The sequence below is a fragment of the Salinicola salarius genome (assembly GCF_002179555.1).
GTDB classification, from domain to species: domain Bacteria; phylum Pseudomonadota; class Gammaproteobacteria; order Pseudomonadales; family Halomonadaceae; genus Salinicola; species Salinicola salarius_A.
This window is the reverse complement of sequence record NZ_NHOU01000091.1, coordinates 1-2,155: the sequence shown is the minus strand read 5'-3', so window position 1 is coordinate 2,155 and position 2,155 is coordinate 1. Positions and strand designations below refer to the sequence as shown.

Sequence of the window (2,155 nt, the reverse complement as noted above, 5' to 3'; positions counted from 1 at the left end):
TCAATCAGCACCCTCGTGAATGAGGCGGGATAACCTGGTTACCCATTGCCTCTGGAATTCCGTTTCAGGCGCTCGCTCACCTCTGGATCGCGTGATTAACGCGAAGGACACCTCGGGCTCCACACCCAGCCTCGCCGCTAAAAGGCTAAGCACCATCGAAGAACGGCCAACGCCTCCCCGACAGTGAAATACTATTTTTCTCTTCTTTTCCTGCAAAAGCGCCAAGGAATCGATGAACTGCACCACTTCCCGGTCATTATCGGCCACTTCATCTTTGATCGGGAAGTTAAGGTATAAAACTCCCTTGTTCTGACAAACCTCTCCCTCAGCAAGAAGTTCAAGCTCTGCCTGCTCTTCACTAGTCAGCATGGAAATTACGATTTCATAACCTGCCAGTTTGATTTCCTCTATACTCTGTTCGAGAAAATCACCTCCTTGCGGGTGAGGCATGATAGCAAACTGATCATCACAAAGCCCCTCAATCTTATATATTGAATTTATCATTTATACTCACCAAAATATAACGCTTGGCTTTGCGGCGTGCCGGAGCGCAGCGTAGGCGCGTCCGACAACAGCCACTTGTTACAAGCTTTTTTCACGATATTGCTCATGCAAGTTTAGCTTGGCAACTTCCAGTTGTGATAAGAGCATTTCTTTAACCTTATTTGTCGAGACTGAAGAGGTTTTGTCGTTAAAGCTCACGCTAGCAACTCGAATAAGAAGTTCGGCGTCATTTTTCCCACGACTAATGAACTCGCCAAACTCAAATACAATGCGACAGTCGCCAGAACATTCTTCTTGCGAAAAAGAGTATTCTGCTTCTATCCGATACACCTCTAAATACTTATGATATTTTTTATCCTTCACGAAAAACGTTGTATGAATATCGTTTCCCTGAAGAATCATATTTTTAATTTTGTCTTCCATCCACGAAATGTCATCAGGCAGCTCGATCTTCTTGTCTGGCCTAAAACCAATGTCCTTTGTATCTTTAAAGTACAAAGCATCCTTTAGTTGCTTCTGAGATAAATCTTGAAGAAAAGCCACTCTATTAGAATTACTAAAGTCGTTAAATCTAATACGCCTAACCTCGGAATCTTTACTCACAAAGCCTTCATTCTTCATATTTTGGACGATTTTTTGAGAAACCTTCGCCGCAACATATTTAGTCTCTTGTGATGTGTGATTTAAGCTCATGCTAACATCTAAATTACTCTCACCTTTTTTTAGCGTTATTTTTCCTGAGAATTGAGAAGTATTTTTATCCCAACTTTTCGTCAAGTCATACCGTTCAACTTTGAATTCCATTTCAACGTGATCTTGATTTCCATCAACCGCTTTGAAGTTTGGTGCGCCCAGCACTTTATAGTTAGAAAATGGCTGGTCAATTATATCCTGTATATTTAGTTCCGGAGGAATGGCATCAAGCAAGGATTTATCTCCACCTGCCCAAGGTATGCTCTGCGTGTGAATCTTTGGGTTATCCTCTTTGCCTTTGACTTTATCAACCAGCTCTTCAAGTTCATAAGGAGAAATTCCGGTTTTTATCAAGAGCGGGACTGTATTAGCCTTCTCATCATCAGAGAAAAAAACACCTCTTCTTCTCAAAATCGACTTAACATCAGCCTTGGTAATTCCTGGTTGACTTAGAAACTCTCTTAATGAATCACCATAAGGCAAAAGGAATCTTTTATTGTTCATTTACAAGGCCTCTAAAATCTCCGCTGGAACTGTGTACGCTGACATCAAAAATCGATGCTCTTTCGCCAAGGCTTCTAATGCACTTACTTACAGTTGGCTTATCCTCTAGCTCATCATACTGAGTAAATATAAAGACAAATTCTTGTGAAAAATCTTGGGATATATCACTAGCGAAATTTAATAGCCGCTTCATTGCATCTTCACTAAAATGCTCGATGGTAGAAATACAAAATTTTTGTTTATTACTATCTTTATCGATCAATCTCATGGGAATGATCGGAGACGTAAGATACTCCAGCGGTAGCATTTTCCCGTATTTTTCAATACTTTGGTCTGTATAGTTTGACGAATTAAAAGAATAGTGAAAATTCAGTTCACATGCATTGTAAATACGGCGCGCAGTTACAATCGAATTATATATAAACCTGATTCCGTGAAGCCAGCGCCGACACTT

The 2,155-nt window shown here is 40.6% G+C and carries 3 protein-coding genes; all 3 read right to left on the bottom strand.

What is annotated here, in order from left to right; all coding sequences use genetic code 11:
* Positions 1-504, bottom strand: coding sequence for a protein-tyrosine phosphatase family protein (locus CCD76_RS19180; protein WP_087721086.1), 504 nt, complete (start codon positions 502-504; stop codon positions 1-3).
* 78 nt (positions 505-582) lie between these two features.
* The gene (gene gapS4b, locus CCD76_RS19935) at positions 583-1,701 is read right to left on the bottom strand and encodes a GapS4b family protein (protein ID WP_143543346.1); all 1,119 of its coding nucleotides are present in this window, start codon (positions 1,699-1,701) and stop codon (positions 583-585) included.
* The coding region (locus tag CCD76_RS20250) for a hypothetical protein (RefSeq protein ID WP_218777089.1) at positions 1,691-2,155 on the bottom strand (465 nt) is incomplete at its 5' end. The genes CCD76_RS20250 and gapS4b, both read right to left, overlap by 11 nt.